Origin of the sequence: Marinobacterium sp. xm-d-579, from assembly GCF_013282935.1 — a bacterium.
GTDB lineage: Bacteria > Pseudomonadota > Gammaproteobacteria > Pseudomonadales > Balneatricaceae > Marinobacterium_E.
This window is the reverse complement of the sequence record NZ_WBYP01000001.1, coordinates 258,867-284,798: the sequence shown is the minus strand read 5'-3', so window position 1 is coordinate 284,798 and position 25,932 is coordinate 258,867. Positions and strand designations below refer to the sequence as shown.

20 protein-coding genes and 2 pseudogenes are annotated in these 25,932 nt (G+C 48.0%); 7 read left to right on the top strand and 15 right to left on the bottom strand.

Annotated elements, in window-relative coordinates; genetic code table 11:
- Positions 1–21 precede the first annotated feature (21 nt).
- A complete protein-coding gene (locus tag XMD579_RS01485; RefSeq protein ID WP_173505693.1) occupies positions 22–1,914 on the bottom strand; it encodes a DUF1302 domain-containing protein in 1,893 nt (630 codons plus the stop codon).
- 280 nt (positions 1,915–2,194) lie between these two features.
- Between XMD579_RS01485 and XMD579_RS01480 the strand changes: the two genes are divergently transcribed.
- From XMD579_RS01480 to XMD579_RS01470, 3 genes are all read left to right on the top strand, one after another.
- Positions 2,195–3,253, top strand: coding sequence for an AraC family transcriptional regulator (locus XMD579_RS01480; RefSeq protein ID WP_173480469.1), 1,059 nt, complete (start codon positions 2,195–2,197; stop codon positions 3,251–3,253).
- 202 nt (positions 3,254–3,455) lie between these two features.
- On the top strand, positions 3,456–5,234 hold the full coding sequence (locus XMD579_RS01475; RefSeq protein WP_173480470.1) for an acyl-CoA dehydrogenase: 1,779 nt from the start codon (positions 3,456–3,458) through the stop codon (positions 5,232–5,234).
- A gap of 27 nt (positions 5,235–5,261) precedes the next feature.
- Positions 5,262–6,920 (top strand): electron transfer flavoprotein-ubiquinone oxidoreductase, encoded by a 1,659-nt coding sequence (locus XMD579_RS01470; protein ID WP_217364066.1) that lies wholly within the window; start codon positions 5,262–5,264, stop codon positions 6,918–6,920.
- 13 nt (positions 6,921–6,933) lie between these two features.
- Here XMD579_RS01470 and XMD579_RS01465 read toward each other — a convergent pair.
- Positions 6,934–8,112, bottom strand: a pseudogene (locus XMD579_RS01465) (IS3 family transposase).
- Between the two features lie 31 nt (positions 8,113–8,143).
- On the opposite strand from XMD579_RS01465, the pseudogene folE2 reads away from it, so the two are divergent.
- The 3 genes and pseudogenes from folE2 (at position 8,144) to rlmB (ending at position 12,097) form a co-directional block, all read left to right on the top strand.
- Positions 8,144–8,824, top strand: a pseudogene (gene folE2 / locus XMD579_RS11300) (GTP cyclohydrolase FolE2).
- A gap of 593 nt (positions 8,825–9,417) precedes the next feature.
- Positions 9,418–11,274: a SurA N-terminal domain-containing protein gene (locus tag XMD579_RS01450; protein WP_173505690.1), complete on the top strand. Its 1,857-nt coding sequence runs from the start codon at positions 9,418–9,420 to the stop codon at positions 11,272–11,274.
- An 85-nt stretch (positions 11,275–11,359) separates the two neighbouring features.
- Entirely contained in the window at positions 11,360–12,097 is a 738-nt protein-coding gene (gene rlmB, locus XMD579_RS01445; RefSeq protein ID WP_173505689.1) for a 23S rRNA (guanosine(2251)-2'-O)-methyltransferase RlmB, read from the top strand.
- Here rlmB and XMD579_RS01440 read toward each other — a convergent pair.
- From XMD579_RS01440 to accB, 13 genes are all read right to left on the bottom strand, one after another.
- Complete coding sequence (locus tag XMD579_RS01440; RefSeq protein ID WP_173505688.1) at positions 12,089–13,237, bottom strand: acetate/propionate family kinase; 1,149 nt, start codon at positions 13,235–13,237, stop codon at positions 12,089–12,091. The genes rlmB and XMD579_RS01440 overlap by 9 nt on opposite strands.
- Before the next feature lie 2 nt (positions 13,238–13,239).
- On the bottom strand, positions 13,240–14,178 hold the full coding sequence (locus XMD579_RS01435; protein ID WP_173505687.1) for a bifunctional enoyl-CoA hydratase/phosphate acetyltransferase: 939 nt from the start codon (positions 14,176–14,178) through the stop codon (positions 13,240–13,242).
- A 9-nt stretch (positions 14,179–14,187) separates the two neighbouring features.
- Complete coding sequence (locus XMD579_RS01430; protein WP_217364065.1) at positions 14,188–14,553, bottom strand: histidine triad nucleotide-binding protein; 366 nt, start codon at positions 14,551–14,553, stop codon at positions 14,188–14,190.
- Between the two features lie 14 nt (positions 14,554–14,567).
- On the bottom strand, positions 14,568–15,182 hold the full coding sequence (locus XMD579_RS01425) for a LysE family transporter (RefSeq protein WP_173483905.1): 615 nt from the start codon (positions 15,180–15,182) through the stop codon (positions 14,568–14,570).
- A 30-nt stretch (positions 15,183–15,212) separates the two neighbouring features.
- Positions 15,213–16,256, bottom strand: a complete 1,044-nt coding sequence (locus XMD579_RS01420; RefSeq protein ID WP_173494697.1) for a YeeE/YedE family protein — start codon at positions 16,254–16,256, stop codon at positions 15,213–15,215.
- A gap of 149 nt (positions 16,257–16,405) precedes the next feature.
- On the bottom strand, positions 16,406–17,689 hold the full coding sequence (purD, locus tag XMD579_RS01415; RefSeq protein WP_173505685.1) for a phosphoribosylamine--glycine ligase: 1,284 nt from the start codon (positions 17,687–17,689) through the stop codon (positions 16,406–16,408).
- A 21-nt stretch (positions 17,690–17,710) separates the two neighbouring features.
- Positions 17,711–19,288: a bifunctional phosphoribosylaminoimidazolecarboxamide formyltransferase/IMP cyclohydrolase gene (gene purH, locus XMD579_RS01410; protein WP_173505684.1), complete on the bottom strand. Its 1,578-nt coding sequence runs from the start codon at positions 19,286–19,288 to the stop codon at positions 17,711–17,713.
- A gap of 23 nt (positions 19,289–19,311) precedes the next feature.
- Positions 19,312–19,581, bottom strand: a complete 270-nt coding sequence (fis, locus tag XMD579_RS01405; protein WP_173480755.1) for a DNA-binding transcriptional regulator Fis — start codon at positions 19,579–19,581, stop codon at positions 19,312–19,314.
- 37 nt (positions 19,582–19,618) lie between these two features.
- Entirely contained in the window at positions 19,619–20,593 is a 975-nt protein-coding gene (gene dusB, locus XMD579_RS01400; protein WP_173480482.1) for a tRNA dihydrouridine synthase DusB, read from the bottom strand.
- A gap of 413 nt (positions 20,594–21,006) precedes the next feature.
- The gene (locus tag XMD579_RS01395; protein ID WP_173480756.1) at positions 21,007–21,741 is read right to left on the bottom strand and encodes a DUF3426 domain-containing protein; all 735 of its coding nucleotides are present in this window, start codon (positions 21,739–21,741) and stop codon (positions 21,007–21,009) included.
- A gap of 16 nt (positions 21,742–21,757) precedes the next feature.
- Positions 21,758–22,648: a 50S ribosomal protein L11 methyltransferase gene (prmA, locus tag XMD579_RS01390; RefSeq protein WP_173498198.1), complete on the bottom strand. Its 891-nt coding sequence runs from the start codon at positions 22,646–22,648 to the stop codon at positions 21,758–21,760.
- A 71-nt stretch (positions 22,649–22,719) separates the two neighbouring features.
- Positions 22,720–24,063 (bottom strand): acetyl-CoA carboxylase biotin carboxylase subunit, encoded by a 1,344-nt coding sequence (gene accC / locus XMD579_RS01385; protein ID WP_173505683.1) that lies wholly within the window; start codon positions 24,061–24,063, stop codon positions 22,720–22,722.
- A gap of 28 nt (positions 24,064–24,091) precedes the next feature.
- Complete coding sequence (accB, locus tag XMD579_RS01380; RefSeq protein WP_173494696.1) at positions 24,092–24,550, bottom strand: acetyl-CoA carboxylase biotin carboxyl carrier protein; 459 nt, start codon at positions 24,548–24,550, stop codon at positions 24,092–24,094.
- A gap of 336 nt (positions 24,551–24,886) precedes the next feature.
- Here accB and XMD579_RS01375 point away from each other — a divergent pair, with 336 nt between their 5' ends.
- The gene (locus XMD579_RS01375) at positions 24,887–25,930 is read left to right on the top strand and encodes a DUF2333 family protein (protein ID WP_173505682.1); all 1,044 of its coding nucleotides are present in this window, start codon (positions 24,887–24,889) and stop codon (positions 25,928–25,930) included.
- The last annotated feature ends 2 nt before the right edge of the window (positions 25,931–25,932 follow it).

The window sequence follows — 25,932 nt, the reverse complement described above, 5'->3', positions numbered from 1 at the left end:
TCTCCATCTGTCTGCTGATAATTAAAATGAAACGCTCGCGCTCAGTGAAATGAAGTCACGATCTTCAATGGAGTTAAAGTTTCCGCCAAAGTAATCCGTGTAAGACAGTGAAACGCTGTATTTATTCAGGTAATCAGCAGTCAGGCTCAGGCCCAGTGTTTTCTCATCTTCATTGAACGCGGGGCCAGGCTGTGGACCGTAACCTTTGAGACCGTGTTTAAAACTGATCTGTGGAGACAGGTTTACCCCAGCAAATGCATTTGGGTAGCTCAGGTTTGCACGAACGGCATAACCAAAGGAATCCTGAGTTACAAAACCATCGGTTTCACCTGCTTCATAACCGAATGCACCATTACGACCGTATTTCAGTGCATCAGCGCTTTCATCTAGACCATGAACATGGGTCCACGACAATTCCCCAATCAGATCTAAACGGCTAGCGCCAAGAACCTGGTCGTAAAATTTGATAAATGTAGTTTGAACCTGCGTTATATCAAATTCAGAATATCCCTGAATTTCTCCACCCAAGCCCGCTTCAGAAACTAAAGCATCTGCCGCCGCGTTGCCTGAGGCTTCTGCACCAAGAGCCGGAGTATGTTGTCGCAAAATGGCTGCTACAAGAAGAGGACCGTTTATCTGAACAGGCGCATCGCGTTTATGGCTAATCTCACCGGACCATGCAATATCACCGATATTGGTATTGAAACTCATACCAATCATCTCGATGTCTTCGGGATAGCTTGTGAAGTATGTTGTATCTACAAGGGTGCCAGTTGCGATTGCGGATGCTACATCTTCACCACTGCCTATGTTGTCTAGAAATGTTCTGGCATAAGTTGCTGCATTAGTTGAAGTGTTGATTGCGCTCGTCACAGGTAGACGGCTATGATACTTCGCAAAGTAGACACCAAACTCGGTATTGTTCAGGTTTTCTGCAAAGTAGCGAGCAGAGAAACCAAACTGGCCGTCATCATCAGCTTCACGTCTGCCGTCAGCATTGCGATAAATGACAGGATCAAAGCCAAACGCACGGGTCGCGATTGTAGGTGTGTAGTATTGCTGATCAGTCAGTGGCAGAGTTATGCGTATCCCATCACAGCCCTCGGCAGCAAAATCAATATTAGAGAAATAAGTGCCGCAACCATCAATTGCGGTTGGTTCCCACTCGATCTGGTAGAAGCCTTCAATGCTCAGGTTGTCTGTCACACCCAGAGAGGCAAAGGCCATATTAACAGGCAGCAGGCCTTCTTTAACTTCTGCGCCTGGACGACGGAATGCGTTTACGTCAAATGGGTTGATCGAGTTCAGACCGCCTTGAATAAAGGTGCTCTCACCCCAGTTTATGACCTGACGACCAATGCGGAGGTCAAGTGGCTTTTCGCTTTCACCAATATCAAAGCCAGCGAAGACGTAGGCATCTAAGATCTCAAAACCAGAGAACTTGGAGAAGTCGTTAAAGTCTGAATCGTTCAGAGTTGTATCGGGCGTATATCCATTTGGTGAATGACCATGGGAGCGGTTGCCATCTTCCAGTTCTGCATCGTACCAGTATTTTGCGCGTCCAAAGAAACCTACATTATCTTTGCGTAGCTCCAGGTCGTGTACGCCTTTGACAATTTGAGTGAAAGTTTCACCCTTGGAGAAGTTCTGGTTGCCATCATCATAACTACCTGAACCACGGCTCTGGCCGCCATTAAAGGTCGAAATCAGTTTGGAAGAAGGATCATCCATACGCCAGCTTGAACCGACAGAGATTTGAGAGTCAAAACGTCCTTCAATTTCTCCCAGATTAAATTCAATCGCCTGAGCTTGGCTCATGAAAACTACACTGCCTACGAGGGTAGGCAGAAGACGGCGTGAGAATGCCGGGGATTGGTTTTTGCTGCGCCGCAAAATCCGGTTTTTTATTGCCATTTCGTTCACCTGACTTCTTATTTTTCTAAAAGGTTCTGACTATATATTTATAGATTTTAGTCAAAACATCCAAAAATACTGAATAAATAGAGGGTTAAAGCTCTATATGCAGGTTTTTGGATGTTAGTAATCATTGTCGGTCTTAAAACAGTTCTCAATGACAATTGCCGCCAAGCTTAGTAACAAATTTGTTCTTTAGGGTTGAAAAAAATGACCTTAAGTGCCAAAAATAAAAATGGGAAGTGCGTTTCTGGTTAACAAAAAACAGGTTAGAGAAGCAATGGAACGTAAGATAACGGTTCCTGCTGGCTACGTGCGGCAGTTACTGAAACTGGTTGAAGAGCAGGGTTATAGTGTTGATGAACTGCTGAACTATGTTGGTATCGATTCAAGCATGATTGATACCCAAACAGAGTTTCCGGCGGATAAGTTTGGACTGTTGTATCAGCGAATCTATTACATTGCGCAGGATGAATATTTTGGCATGTTGAGTGGAGGAAAGGTGCCTAATGGTACCTTCCGGATGATGTGCCATTGCCTGATTCACTGTAAAACTCTTGAACACGCCATCTATCGTGCCAGTGATTTCCATGAAATTTGTCGTGGCACTCAGGTCAAACCTTTTCTGGTGAGAAAAGGCCGATACGCCAAGGTTTCTTTCACCACTACTGATGCCTCTGGAATGGATCTGGAGGAACTGTTGAAGGATTCTACACCGGAAAAAATTCGGACCTCTTTGTCGATGTGGCATCACTTCTTATGTTGGTTGCTGGGCGCCCGACTGGACTTGAAAGCGGCCTATCTGTCATTTCCGGAACCTGAAGATATCTCCTTATACAAAACCGTTTTCCAGTCTGAAGTTAAATTCGATCAGCACGATAACGCAATTGTTTTCCCAGCAAGATTCCTCGATTACCCCATCGTCCAGACCCCGGATACGTTGCGAAGCTTTCTGAAAACGGCCCCTTATCAGTTGATTGTGATGGTAGATGACGATGCCAGTCTGAAGGCTCAGGTAGTTGCTCTGATTGGTAAGGATTTCAGCCAGGAGTTGCCGAGTGCAGAAGACATTGCCTACAGGCTGCACATGTCATTTTCCACCTTGAGACGGAGATTACTTGAGGAAGATACTTCCTATCAAAAAATTAAGGATGAATGCCGCAAAATGGCAGCTTTGAATTATATGAATTCACCGCAGCTTTCGATTAATGATGTGGCCGGCTTGATGGGCTTTGAGGAGCCATCGGCATTTTTCCGATCCTTCAAAAAATGGACCGGGATGACACCGGGTGAATATCGCCGCAGTGACACCTATTGCCAGCAATTAGAGCAAACATAAACCGCGCTGAGGCCTATAATTGCTGAGTTTTTATAGCGTATGAATTTTTTTGTCAGTAGATAAGGCTTGAATTGTTATTGTTTGGGGCGTGCTCTGAGAAGATCATGAATTAAGCATTTCCCAAATGTAAAAACGCTTTCGAAGAATAATAAAAGCAGGCCGGAATGTATTCAGGCTTGCGAGGAACGGAGCAACATGAGCGATGAGTGAGTATCGTTTTCCTTATCAGGATGCATTGTTTGTATTAAATGACTTGGTGGGTCTTGAACAGATTTGTCATCAGGCAGGGCTTGATGAATTCGCTGAAGGCCTTGGTGAAGCTGTGCTTGATGAAGCGGCTAAGCTGGGCGAAGAGCAACTGGCCCCACTTAACCGGGTAGGCGATCTGAAGGGTGCAACCCTTGCTGATGGTAATGTTCAGCAAACCGAGGGTTTTTCTGAGGCTTACCAGCAGTTTTGTGAGGGTGGCTGGCCATCTCTGGCGGGCAACCCGGAATTTGAAGGGCAGGGGTTGCCTTTATCACTGTCTGTTGCTGTGAATGAAATCTGGCAGTCTGCAAACCTTGGTTGGGCGCTTTGCCCGTTGCTGACTCAGGGGGCAATTGAAGCGATTGAAACCCATGGTAGCGAAGAGTTGCAGAATACCTACCTGCCTAAACTGATCAGCGGTGAGTGGACAGGTACCATGAACCTGACTGAACCCGATGCCGGCACCGATCTGGCCGCTCTGAAAACCAGAGCCGTCCCTGAAGGTGATCATTACCGTATCACCGGACAAAAAATCTTTATCACCTGGGGTGATCATCAGATGACAGACAATATCGCTCATCTGGTATTAGCCCGGTTACCGGATGCGCCAGCAGGCGTGAAGGGTATCTCTCTGTTTGTTGTGCCTAAGTTCATGCTGGATGCAGAGGGTAATATCACTGACCAAAGAAACGATGTGGCCCCTGTTGCTCTGGAGCATAAGCTGGGTATTCATGGCAGCCCGACCTGTGTCATGAGTTTTGGTGATAACGGCGGTGCAGTGGGTTATCTGGTGGGTGCTGAGAACAATGGTCTCGCATGCATGTTTACCATGATGAACGATGCTCGTCAGGCAGTAGGATTACAGGGGTTGGCAATATCTGAGCGCGCATACCAGCATGCGCTGGCGTATGCCAAAGACCGTATCCAGGGAACCCTTCGGGATGGTTCTCGCATCAGCATCATTAAACACCCGGATGTACGTCGTATGTTACTGCAGATGAAATCGGGTACTCAGGCAATGCGGGCCCTTGCATATGTGGCGCGAGCAGAAGCTGATCGCGCTAAAAATGCGCAGGATGAAGAGACAAAAGCGATTCACCATGCACGTACCGAACTCTACACCCCAATTGTAAAGGGTTGGATGACTGAGTTGTCTCAGGAGCTCACCTATCTGGCTGTGCAGGTTCATGGCGGTATGGGTTTTATTGAGGAAACCGGGGTTGCGCAGCATTACCGTGATGCACGTATCCTGACCATTTACGAAGGCACAACAGGCATTCAGGCTCTTGATCTGATTGGCCGTAAGACCCTCATAGATAAAGGTGCGGCGCTATCTGCATTGCTGGAAGAGATTAAAGCTGATCTGGATGGCATCAACTCCGAAGCCATGAGCGCTATTGTAAAAGCGGTAGATTCAGCTCTCGATGATGCTGATGTTGCGCGTAAGTGGGTACTTGATAAAGGAGCTAAAGACCCCGCTGCAGCAGGCGCTGCCAGCGTGAACTTCATGATGTTACTGGGTTACCTATGCGGTGGCTGGTTGATGGCGAAGTCCGCGGCTATTGCAGAAGGCAAGCTAGGGGCACCTGATGCAGATAAAGATTTCCTCGAGAGTAAAATCGTCTGTGCGCGTTTTTATGCTGAACAGTTATTACCAAGAACCGGCGCTCTTCTTAAGGCGATGCAGAGCGGTGGTGAAGCGGTAATGGCGCTTTCTGAAGATCAGTTTTAAGCAATAACAGCATAAGTGAGGTTTACGATGAGTGAGATAACGCGCGAATCCATGGAGTTTGATGTTGTTATTGTAGGTGCAGGCCCGGCGGGTTTATCCGCCGCCTGCCGACTGATGCAACAGGCAAACGAAGCAGAGCAGGAACTGACTGTCTGTGTAGTAGAAAAAGGGTCTGAAGTGGGCGCCCATATTCTCTCTGGCGCGGTGATTGAAAGCCGTGCTCTGGATGAGCTGTTCCCGGACTGGAAAGAGCTGGGCGCACCGCTCAATACTCTCGTCACAGAAGATCAGATTTTCCTACTGAAAAACGAAGAAAAGTCCGTTCAGGTACCGAATGCGTTTGTACCCAAAACCATGCATAACCATGGTAACTATATTGTCAGCCTGGGTAATGTTTGCCGCTGGTTGGCGGAGCAAGCGGAACAACTTGGCGTAGAAATCTTCCCGGGTTTTGCCGCTGCTGAAGTGCTGTACAACGATGATGGCAGTGTTAAAGGCATTGCCACCGGTGATATGGGCATCAGTGAATCCGGCGAGCAAAAAGACAGCTATATGCCGGGTATGGAACTGCATGCGAAATACACTATCTTCTCAGAAGGCTGTCGTGGTCATCTGGGTAAAGAGCTGATCGAGAAGTTTGAACTGGACTCAGAAGCGGATGCGCAGCATTACGGCATCGGTATTAAAGAACTTTGGGATATTAACCCGGAGAATCACAAGCCAGGTCTGGTTCTGCACGGTTCAGGTTGGCCTTTAAGCGATGGCGCCAGTGGCGGTTTCTTCCTCTATCACACCGAAGGTAATCAGGTGGTAGTGGGTCTGATCATTGATCTGAACTACAGCAACCCCTACCTGAGTCCATTTGATGAGTTCCAGCGCATGAAGCACCATCCAGTACTGAAACAGTACCTGGAAGGTGGAAAGCGCGTTTCTTATGGCGCTCGAGCAATCACCAAAGGTGGTTTCAATGCTCTGCCGAAGATGACCTTCCCGGGTGGTATTGTTGCTGGCTGTAATGCCGGTACGCTCAATTTCTCCAAGATTAAAGGCACGCATACGGCAATGAAATCCGGCATGCTGGCCGCAGAATCGATCTTTGAAGCTCTGATTGAGGGATGTGAAGGCGGTAAAGAACTTAACAGCTTCACCGATAAATTTGAAAGTTCATGGCTCTATGATGAGCTGTTCCGCTCCCGAAACTTTGGCCCTGCATTGCATAAGTTTGGTCCGATTATGGGTGGTGCCTTTAACTTTATCGATCAGAACCTGTTTAGCGGCAAGATCCCGGTCACCCTACACGATGATAAAGAAGACTATGCACAGATACGGCCGGCCAGTGAATGCACACCGATTGACTATCCAAAACCGGATGGTGAGTTGAGCTTTGATAAGCTGGGTTCAGTGTTCCTGTCGAATACTAACCATGAAGAAGATCAGCCTTGTCATTTGCAGCTTAAAGACAGCTCAGTGCCGTTGCAACAAAACCTGCCGAAGTTTGCAGAACCTGCTCAGCGTTATTGCCCTGCGGGGGTGTACGAAGTGGTTGAAGATGATGCCGGACAGCACTTCCAGATTAACGCCCAGAACTGCCTGCATTGCAAAACCTGCGATATCAAAGATCCGGCTCAGAATATACGCTGGGTAACGCCAGAGGGTATGGGCGGACCGAACTATCCGAACATGTGAGGATGTGTAGTGGTCAAGTAAAACTGGCCACCACTTTGTAGTCATTCCAGTATATTTCTTCTGCCAAATTCGGTGGCAACATCCCGTTATGCTGATGCGGCCTTTGCTGGCTGTAATATCCAACGATGTAGTCAGTAATTGAGTTCCTAGCCTCTGTTATTGAGGCGTAACCTATCTCTGGAACCCATTCGGCTTTCAAGCTGCGGAAGAAACGCTCCATTGGAGCATTATCCCAGCAGTTGCCGCGTCGACTCATGCTCTGTTTTATCTTGTGCCGCCACAGTAGCCTACGATACTTCACACTGGTGTACTGGCAGCCCTGATCGGAGTGGAACAGTAGGCCTTCAGGTCTACCCCTTAATTCAAAAGCCATCGTTAGGGCTTTACTTGTCAGGTCACTATCTGGATTAAGAGAAAAAGCCCAACCAACAGGTTTGCGAGCATATAAGTCCAGTACGACTGCCAGATAGGCCCAACGCCGCCCCGTCCAGATATAAGTAATATCGCCACACCATACCTGGTTTGGAGCCGCAGACTTAAATTGTCTTGCCAACAGATTGGGGGCAACGGGATGCTCTTGTGTTGCTTTCCTAATAACGGTGCTTGGGTTGCTGGCAACTAAACAGTCGTAACTCTGACATCAGTTTGCCCGCAACATAACGACTGAGCGGTGTGCCTGAGAGCGTCACCATAGCTGCTACACTTCGTGCACCTGCTGAACCCTCGCTAATGCTGAAGGCCTCTCTGACTTTCTCTTTCAAAAGGATGCGAGCAGGGTTTTCCCCTTTGGCATAATTCCGCCAGTATTTGTAACTGCTACGGTGTACGCCGAATAGATGGCATAGTCGTGTTGCAGAGTAGCTCCCTTGAAGTCGACGTATTACCGCAAACCTTTCAGCTCGTCGGACATCAAGAGAGCTGAAGCCTTTTTTAATATCTCTTTTTCCATCTCAAGCTGCTTTACCTGCTTCTCCAGCTCTCGAATACGACGTTGCTCTTCTGTCATCGGCGTGGCTTTGGGGGATTCTCCTTTACGCTCTGCTCGCAGCTGTCGAACCCACTTATCCATGGTGGATTTACCCACGCCCATTGCTTCAGCAGCCTCTCGTACCTTGTATCCTTGATCGACAACAAGTTGCGCTGATTCTAGACGAAATTCGGGGCTAAAGTTAGGTCGTTTTGGTTTTGTCATAGTGTCACCTGTGTAGTCAGGAGGCGATCATATCACCTCTAATCAGGTGGCCAAATTCACTATGCCACTACAGTCCGGCCATGTAGGATTAAGTGATAAAGCACTTTTAAAACTAGATTTTGAGTTGCCTATAAAGCGTAAAGCATTACTCAGTTATAACAGTGGCTGGAAAAGTTATGACATAAGCATTCAGGCAGAAGTAAGTAGTTCTAGTTTCACTTTTGATCTATCGGTAGGAGTTGATTATTCATCAACATGCCCCTGTTCTGCTTCATTGGCAAGACAGCTTTTGCAGGAAAAATTCTCTGCAGATTTTACTACCAGGGAAACAGTGTCAGTTTCTGAAGTTGAGGGATGGTAATTGAGTGCCAACGGTTCACATGCGACACCGCATAGCCAGAGAAGTAGGGCAACTGTAACCGTGAGACTGGGTAAAAGCTTCGAGCATTTCCCAATTTTTGAGCTGATAAATAAGGTAGAAAAAACCTTGAAAACTCCGGTACAAACTGCGGTTAAACGAGAGGATGAACAAGAGTTTGCGAAAAGGAATGGGCAAAACTTGATGTTCTGCGAGGACGCCGCGCGGAGAATTAAACGCGAGTTAAGTCTGGATCCAGTCTACACGGACTTCAAAATCAAAGTGGAACACTTTGAGAGCTTACATGCGCACGATGCTGTTGCCATGGTGGTAAAGGGGTTCCTGGCGGTTTGAGCTATTCGTAGATCCTTGAGCATATGCTTTTTGTCGGCAATTTACGGCTGTTCTATCGGAAGTTAATTAACAGTGCATTTGCCAAACATTGTTTGTAGGTTCCAGCAGGTTATTATACGTAAACAGCCACCATGATTTGGACAGGAATTTCTTCTTTTGGACTCTAAGAAGACCTCCTCATAAGTCGGTTTAAAATCTTCATAAGTATGCTCATTTTGAAGCCTTTTGGCTTTTTGTTTTGTTTCAAAAAATTCTTTCTTGCTTATGGCATAAGAGATGTTATCATCCGTGCAATCGTTTCATTCTTGCCCAGACAATCGAGCTAATATGCGCTTGTAAGTAAGATTATATAGTAGTTTGAAACAATGGCTGTTTACTTTACTGAAGATATGCTCTCAAAGCGTTTGTTTACGTGGCTGCTAAGCATTCACATGAAATGAAACATTTCTCTTTGAACTTATTTAAAGACGCAGTAAACAAGTAATATCGGTTATTCCAGGGGTGCGCTTTAGCGCGTAAGAGTTTCAGACTCTCCCCACTAAAAAAGCGCATACCTCAGGTTGCGCTTTTTTTAATTCATAGGACACTCAGTCATGTTGCAATCAATGCGTGATAATTCACAAGGGATTATTGCTAAAGTTCTGGTTGGTTTGATCATTGTCGTTTTCGCTCTGTGGGGCGTTGACTCACTGGTCGGCCTAGCTACAGCCGAACCACCTCCCGCTGAAGTCAATGGTAAAGCCATTACTAAGAATGAGCTCTATCGTGGTATCGATCTGCAACGTCGACAAGTTCTAACTCAAATGGGCGACAATGCTGATCCAGCCATGTTAGACGATGTTGTTCTACGCAAAGTGGTTTTGGACAATCTCATAGATCGCAACGTACAGATCAGTGCAGCAGAAGAGCTAGGGCTTTTTGTGTCTGATCAAATGCTGGACCAGATGATCGTTGCAACGCGGGAGTTTCAGGTTGACGGTCGATTCGATCGCAACCAGTTTGAATCCGCTCTACGAGGAGCTGGTTTTACTCCTTTGATGTACCGTGAGCTTCTTAAGAGTGAAGCGCTGATGAATCAGGTGCGCGGTGCTTACGAGCAGTCAGCTTTTTTAACCGCTTCGGAACTTGATCATCTTCTTGCTTTGAATACACAGACGCGTGATATCCGAGTGGCGCGTTTCTCTGTTGACGCTGATTCACAGACAGTGAATGATGCGGATGTGCAAGCTGCTTATGACAGTATGGGCGATCAGCTAATGACCCAAGAGCAGGTCGTTGTTGACTATGTTGTACTGGACCAAGCGGATTTTGTTGACCCAGACAGTGTGACCGAAGCCGAAATTAACTCTGCCTATGATCAGTTAAAAGCCGGTTTTGAAGGTGGTGAAGAGCGTTCTGCTAGTCACATACTCCTTGAGATAAGCGATGCCCAGCCTCTGGATGCAGCGCTGGCAAAGGCTGAAGAGATTCGTACGAAGTTGGCGGCCGGCGAAAGCTTCGCCTCACTAGCTGCTGAGTACTCACAAGATATTGGTTCAGCTAATTCAGGCGGTGATCTAGGTTACCTGACGCCAGGCCTTTTTGAAGGTCCCTTTGATGATGCTCTGTTCTCATTAAATGCCGGCGAGTACTCTGAACCTGTCGAGACCGAGTTTGGTGTGCACATCATCAAGTTAAACGATGTACGTGCTAAAGAGGTGCCAGCACTGAGCGAAGTGCGCGAAGATCTCATCTATGATGTTGCTGAAGCCAATGCAGAAGAGGTTTATGTCAGCGCACTAGAACGTTTAACGGATTTGGCCTTCTCTTCTGGCGACCTTGCCGTGCTTGCTGAGGAGCTGTCACTCGAGATACAAACCTCAGAGCCTTTGACTCGTAATGGTGGGGCTGGCGATTTTTCTGACCAGAAACTGGTTCGTGCAGCCTTCTCTGATGTTGTGACCAAAGAGCGTCTAAACTCTGACCCTATTGAGGTGAGCAGTGGTCGTACCTTTGTTCTTAATATGAACGAATTGCGACCAGCACGTCAGCTTGAGCTTGCTGAAGTGCGTGATGATTTAGTCAGCAGACTTAAATCTTCTCAGGCGGCTAAGCAGGCCTTTGAACAGGCTCAAAACGCTCTGTCTGCTGCACAAGAGGGAAAAGTTGACCTGGAGTGGACTGCAGTGAAATCGATTGCACGCGGTGCAGCCGTTGATCTTGAACCTCAGATTGTAGAAGCAGCTTTTGCTATGGCACGTCCAGAGGGTAGTGCAGACTATAAGGTTGTTCGGCTCTCTGATGGCACAGCGGCATTGATCACTGTCGATGCTGTTGGAACCTCGCAAGAGCAGATTGCTGAAGAGCTTCAGACACAAATTTCAACCATGTTGGCTGCCGGTGAGGGTAGTCAGGCATTTAGAACGCAATTTGAAACACTAAAATCAAACGCTGAAATCGTCATTAATTAAGTCGACTTCAGTGAGATAGCCGCTCTTTAGCGGCTATTTTTTTCAGTTGCACGTCGGTGCGCCTTTAACGTTAAGGTAAAAGAGAATGAAATTGGATCAGGTATTTGGCATTCATGCTGTCACAACGCTGTTAAACCGTGACCCTGAGAGGGTAAAGCGCCTCTTTATTGTTCAGGGACGCGTTGATCCGAAAGTAGAGAAGATTCTAGCCCTAGCTGCCCAGGCCGGTGTTCATGTTGAGAGTATCAGCAAACATCGTTTGGATGAGCGTGTCGATGGTGTTCATCAAGGGGTGTTGGCCGAAGCTAAACCTCTACCCATTCTGGGTGATAAAGAGTTGTTTAAGCTGATGGATGAGGTTGACCAAACACCTCTTCTGCTAGTGCTTGATGGTGTTACTGACCCTCACAATCTAGGTGCATGTCTGCGTACCGCTGATGCGGCTGGTGTCGCAGCTGTCATCGCCCCTCGTGATAAATCAGCGCCATTAAATGCGACAGCGATTAAAGTTGCCTGTGGCGCAGCGGATGCGGTGCCCTATTTTCAGGTAACCAATCTAGCGAGAACGCTTAATCAGCTTCAGGAGCGTGGAGTGTGGATTGTCGGAACGGCGGGTGAAGCGAAAGGTTCCATTTACCAAACAGATCTAACCGGTCCATTAGCGCTTGTCATGGGCGCTGAAGGCAAGGGGATGCGCCGCTTGACACGAGAGCAGTGTGATCTGTTGATTAAGATCCCAATGGCGGGGGAAGTCTCCAGTTTGAATGTTTCGGTAGCAACCGGTGTTACCCTGTTTGAGATCGTCAGACAGCGATCAAACTAACTGCGTCGCGTATTTGGCTAGCATCCACTCCTCATCCGTAGGGACGACCTGCACTCTGACTTTGGATGATTCAGTGGCAATCTCAATTTGGTTGCTCTGGTTTAGTTTGTTATCGATCTCTAGGCCTAGCCAAGCCAGTTGACTGCACACCTTTTCTCGAATGAGTGGGGCATGTTCGCCAACGCCAGCAGTGAAAATGACTCTGTCTAATCCACCCAATATTGCGGCTAACCGACCAATCTCTTGGGTAATGTGATAGCAGTAGTAGTCGACGGTAAATTTCGCTTCCTGCTTAGTCGACTCGATCAGGGTGCGCATATCGCTGCACAGTCCCGAAAGACCCAGCCAGCCACTCTGTTTGTAGAGCATCATTTCCAATTGGTCAGCACTCATTCCTTCACGCATCAAATGAATCATCACGCCAGGATCTAAATTGCCAGTTCGTGACCCCATCGGTAAACCGTCGACTGCTGAGAAGCCCATGCTAGACGCTCTAGAGACGCCGCCCAACATGCCGCAAGCCGATGAGCCTGCTCCCAGGTGGAGAACGACAGTTCGCTCTTCTGGGTTTTCACAGAGTTGTTGGGAGTCTGCTATATAGGCATACGACAGCCCATGAAAACCGTAACGACGAATACCCATGTCACGGATCGATTTAGGCAGTGCATAACAAGTTTCTAGCTCCGGTTGATGAGCATGAAACATCGTATCGAAAGCGACCACATTAGTTGAGCCTGGATGTGCGGCTCGTACTTGTTCGATTAGACGTAGATTGAATGGCTGATGCAGCGGGGCCAGTGAGTTGAACGATGTTAACTGTGCCATCAGGACGTCATCGACAAGGGCTGGTGCCGAGAAAAGGCCGCCTCCATGAACCACACGGTGAGAGACTATCAGTTCATTCTCTACTAAGTTGAACTGCTCAAAGAGTCTATCGACAACGGCAGCATGGATGCTGGCTGGATCAGTTTTGTCGAGGTCGGTGATCTCGACAGCCTTGCCATCAATGTTTAGAGCTAAATGGGCTGAACCTACGCCGGATAAGGAAGCTTCTCCAATCTTGGATAAAAGCTCGTTGCGTCGAGTGTAGAGAGCAGCTTTAAGGCTCGAAGAGCCGGCATTTAGCGTCAGAATGTTCATGACTATATCTTGCGGCCGTGGTGCACCATGTAAGAGGCAAGGGCGCAGCTTGCGAGCCGTGCGAGAACACCATCAGCACGGCTTGTCAGAATGATCGGTACTCTAGCGCCTACTGCTACACCAGCTGACTGAGCTCCAGCTAAATAGATCAACTGTTTAGCAATCATATTGCCGGCTTCAAGATCAGGTGCTAGAAGAATATCGGCTTCACCGGATACTGGTGAGTTTATATGTTTATCGATTGCAGCCTGCTTTGAAATTGCGTTATCAAAGGCGAGAGGACCATCCAAAATCCCACCAGTGATCTGGTTGCGATCGGCCATTTTACAGAGGGCAGCAGCATCAATGGTGCTCTGCATGTTCGCTTTCACCTTCTCGACAGCCGCTAGAATGGCTACTTTGGGGTGTTCATTCCCTAATGCATGCGCAAAATCTATCGCACTCTGGATGATATCCTTTTTGGTATAGAGATCAGGAACAACATTGATCGCCGCATCAGTGATGATCAAGGGTTTGTGGTAGTTAGGTACGTCAAATACAAACAGATGACTTAAACGTCGCTCTGTTCTAATGCCACTCTCTTTGTGTAGAACGGCTCCTAGCAGCTCTGAAGTGCCTAGAGAGCCTTTCATTAACGCTTGTGCTTCACCCTGTCTAACGATGTTACAGGCGACTTCAGCCGCTTCATGACTGTGTTCAGTATTGACGATCTGAATGCTACCAAGATCGGCGTTAATCTCCTCACTAGCCTGACGAATCTTATGTTCGGGGCCAATTAAAATAGGATTGATTAACCCCTGTTTAGCCGCTTCAAGAGCGCCGGCTAAGCCATTACCCTCCACAGGGTGGACGACAGCAGTGGTAATGGCTGTCGTCTGTCGAGCCTGTTCAATGAAGTACTCGAGTTGATTATTGGAGGGTAGATCTTTTATGACAGTCATCACACAGCCTTAAAGTGGTTGCTTAAGTGTATCGGTATAAGGTGGCCAACCCATCGCCTTGCCGCCTAATAGATGAAGGTGAATGTGGTAGACCGTTTGTCCTCCATTTTCGCGACAGTTCATGACAGTACGATAACCATCTGATGAAAATCCTTGGTCACGAGCAATTTGTGCAGCCGCCAGTTGAAGATGACCCAAGGCTTCAAGATCTTCTGACGCTGCATCATCGAGTGTGGAGATATGTTTCTTTGGAATCACTAGGGCGTGGAATGGCGCTTGTGGGTTGATGTCACGAAATGCGATGACATGCTCGTTCTCATAAAGTTTTTCAGCAGGAATATCGCCAGCGACAATTTTACAAAATAGACAGTCCATCATTACTCCAATTTTTAAAGTGTTGCGGTAGACAATACCAGACCCGCTAGTATCAGTGCACTCCCAGATGCGCGATTGAGCCAAGCTCTGCCCTTAGGGTCTTGAACAAATTTTCTTAGGCGCGCAGCGATGCCTGAATAACCTGTCATTACAATCCAGTCGACCAATACCAGTGTCAGGCCAATAATCCACAACTGAACTGCTTGTGGCTCGTTAGGGTTCAAGAATTGTGGTACTAGAGCGAGTAGGAAAACCATCCCCTTAGGGTTGGTGATGTTAACTAAATAGGCGCGAATGAAGCGCTCTCGTTTTCTAAGTGGCTCAGCATTGTGCAGCTCTAACTCAGCTTGTGAGCGAATAATCTGAATGCCCAACCAGATAAGGTAAGCGGCGCCTATGTATTTAATGACTGTAAATAGAATGGGTGAGGTTGCAATGAGTGCCCCCAACCCTAGTGAAACCACCAGCATCTGGGTTCCATAGCCACATATAAGGCCAAACACTGCAGGTGCTGCACCTCGCAAACCATTTGAGAGCCCAAAACTCACAGCGGTAGCAAAGCCAGCGCCAGGGGATAGCGAGATCATGATGGCTGCGCCTAAGAGGGCAAGCCAGAGTTCAAAGGACATAGAATTTGCTCAGTAGTTAGAGCTGATAATTTAGGCTGTCTCGCGACGGTAGTCGAGTACCCTGTCAGTAATGCCTGCGCTTAACCACATAAAGAACAGTGCGACCCAAGCGGTGAGGGCCATTACTGCACCACCAGTAACACCAGCGCCCACAGCACACCCGCCCGCAAGCATGCCGCCAAAGCCCATAAGACCGGCTCCAACCAAATAGCGTGAAAGGCCAGTCTCTTCGGTAAAGGTTTGAATTTTGAACTCTTTTGTTATCCAGGAAGCCAAGAATGAGCCCGCAAATACGCCGACAACAATGCCGATATCGAACGACAGAGGCACCTCTGGCTCGTTGATCAGTGCCATTAAAGTATCGGCTGATGGTCCAGTAAAACTGACGCTCTTCACCGCGATAATGTCAAAGGAGTTGCTGGCATGCCAAGAGGTTAGTGCCCAGCCCAGAGCAACACTTAATCCGACCATGACGGCACCAAACTGCCAGTAGATTCTGGGTGAGGTTCTTTTTGCCAAATAGAAAGCGGCGACAAATAGAATAATACCGAATCCTAATGCCCCAAATTCTGGGAGCCAAAGTGACAGATCACGTGATGATCCATCGATTAGCCACCAAGATGAGATCTCATTTCTGGCGGGAGATAGAATACCTCTTAGTGCGGCTTGCGAGACAACGGTGACCACCAGTCCTGCAATGAGTGCTCGTAGATTACCGGTCGCAGATAGGACTAGAAGGCGGCTTGCGCAGCCTCTAGCCATGACCATGCCAATACCAAACATGGATCCACCAATGATGGCCCCAGACATAGAGCCTGTCGTTACCAGCTGCCGAATACTGCTTTTCTCGAGATCACCGTTAAGCATTAGAAGTTGAGTCAGGATAAGCGCTGTCGAGAAGGTAAAGAGCCAAATGGCGAATTTAGGACCAGGCTTGTTGCGCCAGAACTCAATACAGGCCGCGCGAAGACAGAACCGACTTTGCTGCGCAAAGACACCAAACACCAATCCGGTGATCAAACCTAAAAGAACGGCAACCTCTCCGCTGGAGTAGGCCTCTAAAAACTCAGGCATAGTCGTCTCTTATAAAAGGGTAATATCATTATTTTGCCTTGATCAATACTGAAGTGCGAGTAGTTTGGTTGGATCTGTTGACTGACATCAATGATGATTTTAGGCAATAAAAAAGACCCCGAAGGGTCTTTGATAGGTTAAGTTGAATATCAACCGTTTTCGCGGGCGATCGCTCTGTAAGCGATGTCGGTGCGGAAGTAGGCGTCTTTCCAGCTAACTTGCTTTAGAAGTTCGTAAGCGCGTGCTTGTGCGTCAGTCACTGTGTCGCCAAGTGCAGTGACACAAAGAACACGACCTCCGGCTGTAACAACATCATTACCATTTAGGGCTGTGCCTGCGTGGAAGATTTTGCTGTCAGCTGGAAGTGACTCAGGAAGTGAAATTACATCGCCTTTGTTGTAGTCGCCAGGGTAGCCGCCTGCAGCCATAACAACACCAATTGATGGGCGCGGATCCCATTTAGCGGTTGTTTTGTCTAGCTCGCCACGAAGGGCTGCTTCGCAAAGTTCAACAATGCTCGACTGAAGACGCATCATGATTGGTTGCGTCTCTGGGTCACCAAAGCGGCAGTTGTACTCAATCACTTTAGGTGTGCCATCGGCAGCAATCATGAGGCCTGCATATAGGAAGCCAGTGTATCGGTTACCCTCTGCAGCCATACCGCGAACGGTTGGGTAGATCACTTCGTCCATAATGCGTTGATCGATCTCAGGAGTAACAACCGGAGCAGGGGAGTAGGCACCCATGCCACCAGTGTTTAGACCTGTATCGCCATTGCCAACACGTTTATGGTCTTGGCTAGTGGCCATTGGCAGAACGTTTTCGCCATCGACCATGACGATAAAAGAGGCTTCCTCACCATCTAGGAACTCTTCGATAACAACGCGGCTACCGGCATCGCCAAAGGCGTTACCAGCTAGCATATCTTTTACCGCATCTTCAGCTTCTTGCAGGGTCATCGCAACGATAACACCTTTACCAGCTGCAAGACCGTCGGCTTTAACAACGATTGGTGCGCCTTTCTCACGAAGGTATGCCAGTGCTGGCTCGATCTCTGTGAAGTTTTGGTACTCTGCAGTTGGAATCTGCTGGCGTGCTAGGAAGTCTTTAGTAAACGCTTTCGAGCCCTCAAGCTGTGCAGCGCCTGCTGATGGGCCGAAAATTGCTAGACCTTCTGACTGGAAGTAATCCACTACACCATCTACAAGCGGTGCTTCTGGACCTACGATGGTCAAAGCAACGCCGTTCTCTTTAGCGAAGTTGGCCAGTGCAACTTTGTCCATGACATCGATCGCGACATTTTCAATACCAGCTTCAATCGCTGTACCTGCATTACCTGGAGCAACAAAGACAGTATTTACACGTGCATCTTTAGCGGCGCTCCAAGCTAGCGCGTGTTCACGGCCACCTGAGCCAATTACTAGAACATTCATATCAATCAATCCTTCTAACGCTTAGTGGCGGAAGTGGCGCATGCCTGTGAATACCATCGCCATGCCGTGCTCATCGGCTGCAGCGATCACTTCCTGATCGCGCATCGATCCACCTGGCTGGATAACCGCTTTGATACCCGCTTCTGCTGCAGAGTCAATGCCATCACGGAATGGGAAGAAAGCATCAGATGCCATCACCGAACCAGCAACTTGTAGGCCTTCATCCGCCGCTTTGATACCCGCAATTTTCGCAGAGTAGACACGACTCATTTGGCCTGCACCGATACCGATAGTCTGGCCATCACGAGCGTAGACAATGGCATTCGATTTAACGAATTTAGCCACTTCCCAGCAGAACAGTAGATCGCGGATCTCCTGTTCAGATGGTTGACGCTTAGTGACAATTTGCAGCTCAGATGCGTTCACCATGCCTAGATCACAATCTTGCACCAGTAGGCCACCGTTGACACGTTTGTAATCGAAAGCTGCACCAGGCTGTGCCGCAAATTCACCACACTCAAGTAGACGAACATTGGGTTTAGCGGCAACGATTTCGGATGCCTGAGCGCTCACTTTTGGAGCAATGATCACCTCGACAAATTGACGATCAACGATCGCTTTTGCTGTTTCTGCATCAAGTTCGCGGTTGAATGCGATGATGCCACCAAATGCTGAGGTAGGATCTGTCTGGAAAGCGCGGTTGTATGCTTCCAGAATGTTGCCGCCAATGGCGACACCACAAGGGTTAGCATGTTTAACGATGACACAGGCAGGCTCTTTGAAAGGCTTAACGCACTCAAGTGCCGCATCAGTATCGGCTACGTTGTTAAACGAGAGCTCTTTACCCTGAAGTTGACGAGCGGTTGAAACGCTGGCTTCAGTTGCGTTCTCTTCAACGTAGAAGGCTGCACGTTGGTGTGGGTTTTCACCGTAGCGCATGTCTTGAACTTTGACGAACTGAGTATTGAAAGTGCGTGGGAAGGTCTCTGGCTCTTCCACACCCACTCGAGCACCAAGATAGTTTGCAATCATGCCGTCGTAAGCAGCAGTGTGTTCAAACGCTTTAACAGCAAGGTCAAAACGGGTGTTGTAGTTAAGACCCTTGTTGGCTTTAAGGTCAGCGATGATTGAATCGTAGTCAGAAGCGTTAACGACAATTGCGACATCTTTATGGTTTTTGGCAGCAGATCGAACCATGGTTGGGCCACCGATATCGATGTTTTCAATGGCCATCGGAAGATCACAATCTGGACGTGCGACGGTCTCTGCAAAGGGGTATAGGTTGACAACCACCATGTCGATTGGATTGATGCCATGCTCAGTCATCACCGCATCATCAGTACCGCGACGACCCAAGATCCCGCCGTGCACTTTAGGGTGAAGGGTTTTAACGCGGCCTGCCATCATCTCTGGAAAACCCGTGTAGTCTGAGACTTCAACGGCTGCGATGCCTTCATCACAAAGCAGTTTGTAAGTGCCGCCAGTTGATAGGATTTCAACGCCTTGAGAAGTCAGTTCACGGGCAAAATCTACGATGCCAGTTTTGTCTGACACGCTGATCAGAGCGCGACGAATAGGAGTGTATGAGTCGTTAGACATGAGGCTTTCCATTTTTCAGAGATTTAAAGAAGATCATACTGCTTCAACTTTTTGCGAAGCGTGCCGCGGTTCAGGCCAAGAAGCTCTGAAGCACGGGTTTGGTTATCTTTGGTGTAGCGCATAACAGCTTCAAACAGCGGTGCTTCTACTTCAGTCAACACCATTTGATAAACATCACTGGCGGGCTGTCCATCTAACGTCTTGAAGTAGGTCTCAAGTGAAGATTGAACACTCTCACGCAGTGTTGGTGTCTGGGTTTCTGTTGTTATTTCAGAGATATCGAGATGTTGCATTGTATCGTTACTACTCACTACTACGGTTACCTAAATATTAAGCAGCTTGGGCACGATCAAAATATTGATCGAGGGCGTTAAGCTGCTCTTCAGCTGTTTCCAACTGATTAAATTCTTTTCTAAAGCCAGTCACATCGCTAACTGATTGCAGATACCAATTAAGGTGTTTTCGGGCGATACGAACGCCCATTAACTCTCCATAAAACTCGTGCAGAGCTTTCAGGTGGCGATTAAAAATAGAGTGTATTTCTGAAAGAGTGGGTGGCGCTATTTTTTCACCATGACGCAGATAATGATCAATCTCTCGCAAAATCCACGGGGTGCCTTGCGCTGCACGACCGATCATGACTGCATCAGCACCGGTGTAATCCAAAACAAAACGCGCTTTTTCTGGGGTGGTGATATCGCCATTAGCAATGACAGGGATGCTGATGTTCTCTTTAACGGATTTAATGGTCTCGTACTCAGCGTCACCAAGGTACTTATCTGACCGGGTTCTTCCATGAACGGTCAGCGCGGCTATACCAGCTTGTTCAGCCATTTTGGCGATGGTGAGTGCGTTGCGATTGTCTGGAGACCAACCAGTCCGAATTTTTAGGGTCACTGGTATATCGACTGCATTGACCACGGCTTCCAATATAGATTCGACCAGAGGTTCATCTTTCAGCAGTGCTGAGCCAGCTGCTTTATTACAGACTTTTTTAGCCGGGCAGCCCATATTGATGTCGATGATTTGTGCGCCACGCTCTGCATTTAACTGAGCAGCTAATGCCATCATCTCTGGATCGCCACCCGCAATCTGTACGGAGCGAGGCTCCGCTTCGCCTTGATGGTTTAGGCGAAATGAGGACTTGCGTGTGTGCCAAAGATTTGGATCTGACGTCACCATCTCTGACACAACAAGGCCTGCACCCAGTTCGCGACAGAGTTGTCGAAACGGGCGATCAGTCACACCAGCCATTGGGGCTAGAGCAACTTGAGTGTCAAGGCTGTATGGACCAATCTGTAACATCAAAAACCTGCCACAACGAGGGTGTAACTCCAATGAATTGGAATGTCCGTCGTTGGTTATGAAGGGCGCATATAATACTCTTCACGGACCGAGGGTCCAAGACGTTTTTGAATAAAAAATGATCAATTTTGGGGTTGACAGGCTAACTAGGGAACCTGCGAACAAGTCCATAATTTCTCAGCGTGATCTGAAACATTCAGATACAAGGCGGATTGTGCAACTAATGGCCATCGCCTTTAGTCAGCGATCCAACGCTGTAGATGGATGTTTCAGGTCGCGCCCTACGGGGCTTACAGTCAAATCCATCCTCTGCGTTCTGTTTTCTCGACTTAGCCCGCTAGGCCTTCAAAAACACGCCTGGATGACAAATTTGACTGTAAGCCTGAGATGTCATGGACTTATTCGTAGGTTCCCTAGCGTTGGTTGAAACGGGCTTCAGAAAGGTTCGCTTCAAAAGAGGCGATCGCTTCATCCGGTTTGGTTATGGTCAGTTGAATTTGAATGGGGAGTTTTGGGCTTAAGCGCTCAGCGTTGATGCCAAGTTCTAAATACTCATTTGGATCAAATGTGCGGCGGCTGATCAATTTGCCTTGTAGATCTTTTAGAGAGAGTTCAACCGCCGGATAGGGCTGGTAGAGGGTAGATTGGTTGTTGATTCTCAGTGTCACTTCAAGTGCATTGGAGTAACGAGGGTGTTCCCTCACTAGGGTCTGTTCAATCGCCAGTAGAGCCAGCCCCTCTTTAGCACTTAAATCACAATTTATCTGACTGCACGCAATAATGTAGAAGGGTCGTAAGCTGGGGTGTGCATTTAGCCTAGCTCGTTCAAACCAGAGGTACTGTAAGGCGCCGAGTACTGTGCATAAAAGAAGAATTAGAATCATTGATGCCGTTTTGAAAGGCGACTCTGGTTGAGAATTAAATCGCTCAAGTACGATTGGCTCAGCATCTAGCTGAGCGAATTGTGCTCCGGTGGATGTCTGTTGAGGCTGTTCAGTTGCTGTAGCGGGTGTTCGATCAGCACGCCCATTTTCGGCATCAAAAATAGAGAGGCAGTTGCCGCAGCGAACGCGACCATTAGCCAGGCGCAGTTGACCATCAGTCACTCTGAACTTGGCTTGGCACTCTGGACACTCTGTTACAAACATCTATCCCTTCTCAACCTTATCGTTTGCGACCCGTTAAACGAACCCACTCATCTTTGGTTGATGGGGGTTCCATATCAAACCACTCGGAGTAGGTGCCAATCAATTCATCCGCTTGTTCTATCAGAAGCCCCGATAGAATTAACTGACCACCTGATTTAACCAATTCGGCCAGGGTGGGAGCAAGCTCTTTCAGTGGTCCGGCGAGTATGTTGGCAATGACTAAATCGACCGGTTCTGATTCAAAGCTCTCTGGGAAGAATACCGGTAAACGTTCTTTATCTAGACCGTTTCTGACAAGATTGTCTTGAGTGGCGGTTAACGCTTGCGGATCAATATCGACGCCTGACACTGCGCTTGCACCCAAAAGAATGGCGGCAATGCCCAAAATACCACTACCGCAGCCATAATCGATAACCGATCTGTTCTGTAGTGGCTCACTGGCGAGCCACTCTAGACAGAGTGCAGTGGTTGGGTGGGTACCTGTGCCAAAGGCTAGTCCAGGATCGAGCATCAGATTGACTGCATTCGCATCAGGTACTTCAATCCAGCTTGGGCAGACCCAAAAATGGCTACCGAACTGCATCGGGTGATAGTGAGTCATCCACTCTCGTTCCCAATCTTTGTCCTCAAGAATTTCTGCCTTGAACTGTATTGTATCGCCACCCTTAACGGAGAGTTTTTGCTCGTTTAGAAAGGTAAGTGTCGACTCTAAATCATGCTCTGCTGCAAACAGACCGGTGATTACGGTTGTGCCCCAGAGCGGAGTGGTCCCTAATTCAGGTTCGAAAATAGGTTGATCTTTTGCGTCCTCAAAGGTCACGGCAGCACAGCCCGCTTCAAGAAGTAGATCTTCGTAAAACTCTGCAATATCAGGATTTGTAACAACTTTTATCTGTAGCCAAGGCATTCTTTTTAGCTCGTAATTTAAAGACAACAAAGCCCGCAACAGTGCGGGCTTTGATTAGGACGTAAGTTAACTTACAGGCCTAATTTCTTTTCTAAGTAGTGAATGTTAACACCACCCACTTCGAAATGGGTATCACGCATGATTTCATGGTGAAGTGGAATGTTGGTACGAATACCATCAATGACCATCTCATCCAGAGCATTGCGCATGCGCTGCATTGCCACTTCACGATCTTCACCATAAGAGATCAATTTAGCGATCAATGAGTCGTAGTGAGGTGGTACTGTGTAGCCCGCATAGAGGTGCGAATCAACACGGATGCCGTTACCACCTGGCGCATGGAAACCATTAACTTTACCCGGTGAAGGCATAAAGGTTTTTGGATCTTCTGCGTTGATACGACATTCGAAAGAGTGGCCACGTAACACGACATCTTCCTGTTTGATCGATAGTTTTTCGCCAGAAGCGATACGCAGCTGCTCTTTGACAATGTCGACACCAGTAACCATCTCTGTCACAGGGTGTTCAACCTGAACACGAGTGTTCATTTCGATGAAGTAGAAACCACCATCTTCGTACAGAAATTCAAAGGTGCCTGCACCGCGATAGCCGATCTCAATACAAGCATCGACACATGACTGCAGTACTTTTGCGCGTGATTCAGGGTCTAGGTGAGGTGCTGGTGCCTCCTCAACTACCTTCTGATGGCGGCGCTGTAATGAACAGTCGCGATCGTAAAGGTGAATCGCACTCCCTTGCCCGTCGGCTAATACTTGGATCTCTACGTGGCGTGGGTTCTCAAGGAACTTCTCCATGTAGACGGTATCATCACCAAAGGCCGCCTTTGCTTCAGACTTGGTCACTTGCACGGCGTTGACTAGGTGAGCTTCAGTATGAACAACACGCATACCACGACCACCACCACCGGCAGCGGCTTTGATGATCACAGGGTAGCCAATACGTTTTGCAATTTTATAAAGCGTATCGTTGTCGTTCTCTGGCAGTGGTCCGTCTGAACCAGGTACGGTTGGAACACCCGCTTTCTTCATCGCTTCAATGGCTGACACCTTGTCACCCATTAATCGTATGGTTTCAGCTTTAGGGCCGATAAATGTAAAACCTGACTGCTCTACCTGCTCAGCAAAGCCTGCGTTTTCAGCGAGGAAGCCATAGCCAGGGTGGATAGCCACTGAATCAGTGACTTCTGCCGCTGCAATTAGGGAAGGGATGTTTAGGTAACTTTGAGCAGATTGAGCTGGGCCGATACAGACCGCTTCATCAGCAAGACGGACGTGCATCAAATCACGATCAGCCTGTGAATGAACAGCGACGGTTTTAATGCCTAACTCTTTACAAGCTCGCATGATACGTAGCGCAATTTCGCCACGGTTTGCGATCAGAACTTTATCCAACATGATGGAATATTCCTCTGTTGATTAGAGTTTAGGCAATGACAACGAGTGGTTGATCAAATTCAACCGGCTGACCATCTTCAACAAGGATGGCTTCAATCACGCCACTCTTGTCTGCTTCGATCTGGTTCATCATCTTCATCGCTTCAACGATACAGATGACGTCACCCGCTTTAACCGTTTTGCCCACTTCGATGAATGCTGGAGCACTAGGCGCTGGTGAACGGTAGAAAGTACCCACCATTGGTGAGTTAACTGTATGACCCGCTGGCGCAGCTGGTGCAGCTTCTGCTGCAGCAGGTGCAGCTACTGGAGCAGCAGCGGAAGCAGGTGCTGCAGCAACGACAGGTGCAGGTGCTGCTACTGGAGCCGCAACGATAGAACCACCACGGCTAATACGAACAGACTCTTCGCCCTCTTTGATCTCGATTTCGTTGATGTTTGACTCTTCGAGAAGTTCGATCAGTTTTTTAACTTTACGAATATCCATGATGTGCTCCTGTAGCGCAGTTAAGTAATAAATTGTTGGGATATGGCTGTTAATTGCATCGAATAGGCAGATATCTATTAACAGAGCCCTATAAGGTTAAGTTTGCATGAGACTAAAGGGGGTTGTCCAGCTGAAAGTTGCGAAAATGGTGTGAATTTCGGCAAATTTAACGCTATCTACACGTTAATTGTCTATTATTTGTGCAAAATGGCTTTTGATATTAAAACGAGGTTGTTTAAAGCAACTTATCGATGGATTGACCCAAGGGGCTGTACAGGTCATAGTGCAGTGCAGCATTTGTATTTTTGTGATGCTTATTTACGCAAAAGGTAGTGTATGAAAGGTCTATTTAGAACTCTGTTGGATCTCCTTGATCGTCTTCGGGAAGGGCTCGGAGTGAAGCGCTTTTATCTGTTGCTGGCGCCTCTGGCAGCCTACTCACTGGTGGTGGTTGTATTGGGCTTTCTCTGGAGCTGGACTCCAGCTCAATTTGATGTGAAGCAGTTGACTGAAGCTAGCGCTGCCGAGCGAAATGAAACGGTGGTGGTCGGCAGTTACACAACCGCTACACTGATCGAACTGACAGAGTCGCTTCTTAACAAGCCAGGTGGCTACCTCTCCAATGATCGTTTTCCGCCGGGTGTTCTTATGGATAACCTGCCTAATTGGGAATTTGGTGTGCTTGTGCAGATTCGTGACCTGAGTCGAGCAATGCGCAAAACCTTCAGTCGTTCTCAGTCGCAGTCGACTGAACAGAAGGATCTAGCCTCTGCGGAACCCAAATTACACTTTGATAATAACTCTTGGTTGATACCCTCAAGTGAAAGTGAGTATCGAGATGCGTTGGTTTCATTAAGAGCCTATCAAGGCAAACTCTCTAGTCAGGATGAATCACAGGCGCAGTTCTATGCTCGTGCCGATAACCTTCAAGATTGGTTGGGCGACGTTTCAACTCGCCTGGGTAGTATTTCACAGCGCTTAAGTGCCAGCGTTGGGCAGCGCCGTATTAATACCGATCTCGCCGGCAGTCAGGGGGGCGCCCAAGCAACGGCTCAGCCCTCAGAGTTAGAGATACAAACGCCTTGGAGTGAGATTGATGACGTCTTCTATGAAGCGCGTGGAACTGCCTGGGCTCTGATTCATATTTTACGTGCTATCGAGTTGGATTTTGCACAGAGTCTTGAGAAGAAGAGTGCGGTCACCTCGTTGAAGCAGATTGTTCGTGAACTAGAGGCCACACAGGGCACCATCTGGAGTCCCATTATTCTTAACGGCACCGAATTTGGATTTTTAGCCAACCACTCTTTGGTGATGGCTTCGTACATTTCCCGTGCTAATGCAGCCATTATTGATTTGAGAGATCTTCTCTCCCAGGGGTAATT